The sequence below is a fragment of the Terriglobales bacterium genome, from assembly GCA_035937135.1.
Classification (GTDB): Bacteria; Acidobacteriota; Terriglobia; order Terriglobales; family Acidobacteriaceae; genus DASYVL01.
Window position 1 is genome coordinate 1 of sequence record DASYVL010000023.1, and the last position, 6,279, is coordinate 6,279.

Genomic DNA, 6,279 nt, shown 5'->3' on the forward strand with positions numbered 1-6,279 from the left:
CAGTGAAGAGTTCACTAGACATAGAGCCTTGAGGGTGCCCCATTCGAGGGTGCCCCATCCTTTCACGGTTTTCGAAAGGGTGGAGTTATCCGTTTGGGTTCACAACCCAAAGGTCACGCACCAGGCCGCAAAACGGCTAGCGTGCCAAAACCGTTTCCTTTCGGCACAGAGCCTCAACCTGCAACGCAACCGCCATGGCCACACGCGGTTACGCCTGTGCCCAAAGGTCGCTGAGAGGGGTTTCATACGTTAGAAGCTGAATCGGGCCTGAAACCAGAGTTCTGAAATCGTCCCCTAGGGCGCGCCATCTCACCTCCACATCCATCATTAGGAATGGTTCGCCTGCTCCTTCGTCGGGTCCTTCGACGGGAAGCCGTACAGTGGCAAATCCACCCTTGATAGACGGGTGCTATCGGACGCATAATCGCGCACCGACACTTAGCTGAGTGACGAGTGGGGCACGTCATGGGCAGTCGCCAATCGCCCCGCCTGCCCTTAGAATCCCGAGGTGCGTCGTATCTTCATCGCGACCTCCAGCGCGGGGAAACTTCGAGACTTTGCCGCTGCGGCCGGCGAGATCGAGGTCCAACCCCTGCCTGGTGTTGATTCCCTTCCCTCCGCCACCGAGGACGGCGCCACCTTCGAGGAGAACGCCCGCAAGAAGGCGGAGCACTACAGCCGCCTGGCGCCCGGGAAGCTGGTGCTGGCCGACGACTCCGGGCTGGAGGTGGCCGCACTCGCCGGCGCTCCCGGCGTGCGCTCAGCGCGTTACGCCGCCGATGAATCCGCGACCCTGCCAGCGGACGAGGCCAACAATGCCCGCCTGCTGCGTGAGCTTCAGAACGTCCCGGAGGAGCGGCGCGCGGCCCGCTTCGTCTGTGTGATCGCTGCGGCCCACGACGGCCAGACACTCGCCGCCTTTCGCGGCGAAGCCGCCGGCGTCATCGCTCGGGCGCCCCGTGGCGCCGGAGGGTTCGGCTACGACCCGCTCTTTTATTTTCCCGGGCTGGGCAAGACCTTCGCGGAACTCGCGCCCGCAGAAAAAGCCGCGGTCAGTCACCGCGGCGCGGCGTTCAGAAGATTTCTGGAGTGGTGCCGGCTGAATCCTGACTGCTAATTGCTGCCCGCTTACTTAAAGCATTTGGCCAGCGCTCCCGCGATGCCCACAAGCTTTTGCAGGTCGGCGGGAGTGAAGTCGAGCCCGGCCGCGGGCGCCGACGCTCCCTTGCGGCAGATCTGCACCACGCCCAGCGCCCCCGCCGGCCCCATCACCGGCACCGACATCAGCTTCTGGATCATGTGCATGTGCTTCTCCGCCGGCTTTTCCCCGGGGATGTGCTTGGGGACGCTGCCCAGCTCCACCGCCTCGAAGACGCTGGCGTGCTTGGACTGGGCGAAGTTGTTGATGATCTCGGCGCGCTTGCTGGTCGCCGTCCGCGCCGCCACCGAGTTGGTGGTGTTCAGAGGGATGCTTCCCACGTTCTGCAGCTTCGAGGGATATACGAACATCAGGCTCGCCTTCTCCATCCGCATGATGCCCACTTCGTCGCCCTGCACGCCGAAAGTCTTGGCGAGCTCCGCTCCGATCCGATCCCCGTTCTTGGGGCTGAGTCCTTCCCCCTCGCAATCGGTGGCGATTTGCGCGAATGCCAGTATGGGTGTAGCCATCGTCCGCGTCTCCTGGGCTAAACCGCTCATTATATCCGCCACGCCCGGACGCACAAGCCTTTAGGCGGGGATTTCCGGAAAAAGGCGTGCCCCGTTCCCGGAGTGGTCCATCGCTTCCTTGACTTGAGTGCGAGCGGGAAAAGATAATCGCGGGTTGGCAGCTCACCCTGAAAACCTGAGGAACTCAGCCGGCATGACTCTTGCTGCTTCCCCCGCGGCTCCAAAAGTCCGCTCCGGCGTGGCGCCCCTGCGGGCCGGCCAGGGACGCTCCTTCCTCCTCCGCCGCCTGCATTCCCTCAGCGGCATCGTTCCCGTCGGCGCCTTCCTGGTGGAACACTTCATCTCCAACGCCTTCGCCACCAACGGCCCTCAGGCCTACGGCAACCAGGTCAAGTTCCTCACTGGACTTCCCTTCACTCACTTGCTGGAGATCTTCGGCATCTACATTCCCCTTCTTTTTCACGCCCTCTACGGCTTCTACATCTGGTACCGCGGCGAATCGAACGTGGCGGAGTATCCCTGGACCGGCAACCGGATGTACACCGCGCAGCGCTGGACCGGCGCCGTCGCCTTCGCCTACATACTGTTCCACACCTGGGAGATGCGCTTCACCGGCGTCAGCCTGTTCGAGAATCCGGACGCGGCCTTCGCCAAGGTGCAGCATTCCTTCCAGAACCCCTGGGTGGTTGCCTTCTACGTGGTGGGCGTGGTGGCGGCCTCGTGGCACTTCGCCTATGGCCTGTGGCTCTTCGCCGCCAAATGGGGCATCACGGTAGGCGAAAAAGCACGGAGGCATTTCGGAGTGGTTTGCTTCGGCATCGCGCTGTTGTTCATTTCCGTCGGACTCTATACTGTCCGTTCCTTCTTCCGCTGGCCCATGCAACCCATCGAGAAGCCGGCGGCGCAAGCGATAGAGAAGGTTCCCGCGAGATGAAGTTCATCTGAATATGGCGAAAGCTCCCAGCATCATCGTGGTCGGCGGCGGGCTGGCGGGACTGTCCGCGACCATCAAGATCGCCGAGGCCGGCGGGCACGTGGACCTGTTCTCCATCGTCCCCGTGAAACGCTCGCACTCTGTCTGCGCCCAGGGCGGCATCAACGCCGCCAAGAACCTGAAGGGTGAGGGCGACTCCACCTGGAAGCACCTCGACGACTCTATCTACGGCGGCGACTTCCTGGCCAACCAGCCTCCGGTCAAGGACATGTGCGAGGCCGCGCCCGGCATCATCGACCTGCTCGACCGCCTGGGCGTCACCTTCAACCGCACCCCCGAGGGCCTCCTCGACTTCCGCCGCTTCGGCGGGACGCTCTACAACCGCACCGCCTTCGCCGGCGCCACCACCGGCCAGCAACTGCTCTACGCCCTCGACGAGCAGGTGCGCCGCCACGAGGACGACGGCCGGGTCACCAAGTACGAGCACTGGGAATTCCTCTCCGCTGTGCTCGATGGCAAGCGCGCCTGCCGCGGCATCTGCGCCATGGACCTGCGCTCCATGGAAGTGCGCACCTTCCCCGCCGACGCCATCATCATCTGCACCGGCGGCATCGGCGCCATCTTCGGCAAGTCCACCAACTCCGTCGTCTGTACCGGCTCGGCCCAGTCGGCGCTTTACCAGCAGGGCGCCTACTACGCCAACGGGGAGTTCATCCAGGTGCATCCCACCTGCATCCCCGGCGAGGACAAGCTGCGGTTGATGTCGGAGTCGGCGCGCGGCGAAGGCGGCCGCGTCTGGGTGCCCAAGAACAAGGGCGACCAGCGCGAGTGGAAGAGCATCCCGGAATCCGAGCGTTTCTATTTCCTCGAAGAGTGGTACCCCAAGTACGGCAACTTGGTGCCCCGGGACGTGGCCACCCGCGCCATCCACAAGGTGGTCTTCGAGCACGGCCTGGGCGTGGACGGCAAGCCCATGGTCTACCTCGACCTCACCCACATCGACCGCGCCACGCTCGACCGCAAGCTGGAAGGCATCCTCGAGATCTACGAGAAGTTCGTGGGCGACGACCCCCGCACCACGCCCATGAAGATCTTTCCCGGGACGCACTACACCATGGGCGGCCTCTGGATCGACTTCAAGCAGGCCACCAATCTCCCCGGCATTTATGCCGCCGGCGAGTGCGAGTACCAGTACCACGGGGCTAACCGCCTGGGCGCGAACTCGCTGCTCTCCTGCATCTGGGGAGGGTTCGTCGCCGGCCCCGCCGCCATGGCCTATGCTAAATTCGCCGGCGCGCCCGCTGCCAACGGCCACTTCGAGGCCGAGAAAAAACGCCAGGAGGAGATCAACGCCGGCCTGATGCGCTCCGATGGCAAGGAGAATCCCTTCCGCCTGTGGCGGGAGCTGGGTGAGTTGATGACCAAAGACTGCACCGTCATCCGCTACAACAAGACGCTGCAGCAGACCGACGTCAAGCTGGTGGAGATGCTCGAGCGCTTCACGCACATCAACCTGAGCGACCGTACGAACTGGGCCAACACTTCGGTAGTCTTCGCGCGCCAGCTCTACAACATGCTGCAGCTCGCGCGGGTCATCGCCCAGGGCGCGGCCCAGCGTGACGAGTCGCGCGGAGCGCACTACAAGCCGGACTTCCCCGAGCGCGACGATAAGAACTGGCTCAAGACCACCAAGGCGGTCTTCGCCCCCGACGCCGACGAACCCCGCTTCGAGTTCGAGCCCGTGGATACTTCGCTCATCCCGCCGCGGCCGCGGCGGTATGATGTAGCGGCCTAGAGAGGAACATGGCAGATAGGACTGTTCGCCTCCGAATCCGCCGCCAAGCCAACCCCCAGGCCAAGCCTTACTGGGAGGACTTCGAGCTGCCCTGGAAGCGAGGGATGAACGTCATCTCCGCCATGATGGAGATTGCCGCCAATCCCGTCACCAGCGCCGGCAAGCCGACCACGCCCATCACATACGATTCGAACTGTCTCGAGGAAGTCTGCGGCTCCTGCGCCATGCTCATCAACGGACGCGCCCGCATGGCCTGCTCCGCCCTGGTGGACAAGTTCGAACAACCCATCCGCCTGGAGCCTTTTTCCAAGTTCCCCGTGGTGCGCGACCTGGCCGTGGACCGCAACGTCATCTTCGAGAACCTGAAGGCGGTCAAGGCATGGATCCCGGTGGACGGCACCTACGACCTGGGCGCCGGGCCTCGCGTCTCCGCCCGCGAGCAGGAGGAGGCCTACCCCATCTCCCGCTGCATCTCCTGCTGCTGCTGCATGGAGGCCTGCCCCCAGTTCAACGACAAGACGGGCTTCGTCGGCGCCGCCACCATCGCCCAGGTGAAGCTCTTCAATACCCATCCCACCGGACGCATGCAGAAGCACGAGCGCCTGGCTGCCCTGATGGGCGACGGGGGCATCCAGGAGTGCGGCTACGCTCAGAACTGCGTCGAGGTCTGCCCCAAGGACATCCCGCTCACCCGCGCTATCGCCGACGTGGGCGGCGACGTGATGAAGCAGGCTCTCGTGGAATTCTTCAGAGGATGACGGTTATCACACACATGCATAAATACTTACTGGCTCTCCTGCTACTTGGCGGTTTGGCCACCGCTCAGACCTCCGCCCCGGCCGTTTCCGCCAAAGCGCGCTCTCTGCACAACTCCGCCATGGTCGTGGATACGCATGCCGATACCCCGCAGCGCTTCCTCGACGATGGCTTCGACATGGGCACCGTCACCCCGGTCACCGAGGGCCACATGGACCTGGAAAAGGCCCGCGCCGGCAACCTGGGCGCCGAGTTCTTCGCCATCTGGGTGGAGCCCTCGTGGAAGGGGCAGTACGCCCAGCACGCCATGCTGCTCATTGACTCCGTGTACCAGCAGGCGGCCAAGCATCCCGACCGGATGGTGATGGCTTTCAGCTCGCGCGACATCCTGGCCGCTCGCTCCGGCAAGCATCCCCGCCTGGCCACGCTCCTGGGCATCGAGGGCGGCCACGCCATCGAGAACGACCTCGGCCTGCTGCGCGACTTCTACCGCCTGGGCGTCCGCTACATGACCCTCACCTGGTCGAACACCAACGAGTGGGGCGACTCCTCCGGCGACATCAATGATCCCAAGGTCGAGCACCATAACGGTCTCACGCCCTTCGGCAAAGAGGTGGTGCAGGAGATGAACCGGCTGGGCATGATGGTGGATGTCTCCCACGTCTCCGATAAAACTTTCTATGACACGCTGGTCATCAGCCGCGCTCCGGTCATCGCTTCGCACTCTTCTTCGCGGGCCCTCAACGACCATCCCCGCAATATGACCGATGACATGCTGCGCGCCGTCGCCCGCAACGATGGCGTGGTTCAGGTCAACTTCTTCTCCGCCTTCATCGACCAGAAGTTCCTCGACGCCTACAAAGCGCAGAAGGCTGAGCGTGACGCCGCTATCGCCGCCTTCGAGGAAAAGTACAAGCACGAGCACAACGTCGCCTCTGTGCCCTACAGCGCCGAGGCCGCGCTGGAAAAGGAATGGGCGGCGAAGATCCCGCGGCCGCCGTTCTCCTCGCTCATCGACCACATCGACCACATCGCCAAGATCGCGGGCGTGGACCACGTCGGCCTGGGCTCGGATTTCGACGGCGTCACTTCCCTGCCGGAGGGCCTCGACTCTGCCGCCGATCTT

General features: G+C 64.0%; 6 protein-coding genes. 5 read left to right on the forward strand and 1 reads right to left on the reverse strand.

Annotated elements, in window-relative coordinates:
* The first annotated feature begins 508 nt into the window (after window positions 1–508).
* Window positions 509–1,117, forward strand: coding sequence for an RdgB/HAM1 family non-canonical purine NTP pyrophosphatase (gene rdgB / locus VGQ94_01150; protein ID HEV2021113.1), 609 nt, complete (start codon window positions 509–511; stop codon window positions 1,115–1,117).
* An 11-nt stretch (window positions 1,118–1,128) separates the two neighbouring features.
* Here the strand turns inward: rdgB and VGQ94_01155 are convergent, their stop codons facing one another.
* Window positions 1,129–1,668, reverse strand: coding sequence for a hypothetical protein (locus VGQ94_01155; GenBank protein ID HEV2021114.1), 540 nt, complete (start codon window positions 1,666–1,668; stop codon window positions 1,129–1,131).
* 193 nt (window positions 1,669–1,861) lie between these two features.
* Here VGQ94_01155 and VGQ94_01160 point away from each other — a divergent pair, with 193 nt between their 5' ends.
* The 4 genes from VGQ94_01160 to VGQ94_01175 all read left to right on the forward strand — a co-directional run.
* Window positions 1,862–2,602 (forward strand): succinate dehydrogenase, encoded by a 741-nt coding sequence (locus tag VGQ94_01160; GenBank protein ID HEV2021115.1) that lies wholly within the window; start codon window positions 1,862–1,864, stop codon window positions 2,600–2,602.
* Between the two features lie 13 nt (window positions 2,603–2,615).
* Entirely contained in the window at window positions 2,616–4,397 is a 1,782-nt protein-coding gene (sdhA, locus tag VGQ94_01165) for a succinate dehydrogenase flavoprotein subunit (protein ID HEV2021116.1), read from the forward strand.
* Between the two features lie 8 nt (window positions 4,398–4,405).
* Window positions 4,406–5,155 carry a succinate dehydrogenase iron-sulfur subunit gene (gene sdhB / locus VGQ94_01170; protein ID HEV2021117.1) on the forward strand — a complete coding sequence of 250 codons (750 nt, stop codon included), beginning with the start codon at window positions 4,406–4,408 and terminating at the stop codon, window positions 5,153–5,155.
* Window positions 5,156–5,208: 53 nt separating this feature from the next.
* Window positions 5,209–6,279, forward strand: a 1,071-nt coding sequence (locus tag VGQ94_01175; GenBank protein HEV2021118.1) for a dipeptidase, incomplete at its 3' end; no start/stop codon positions are given.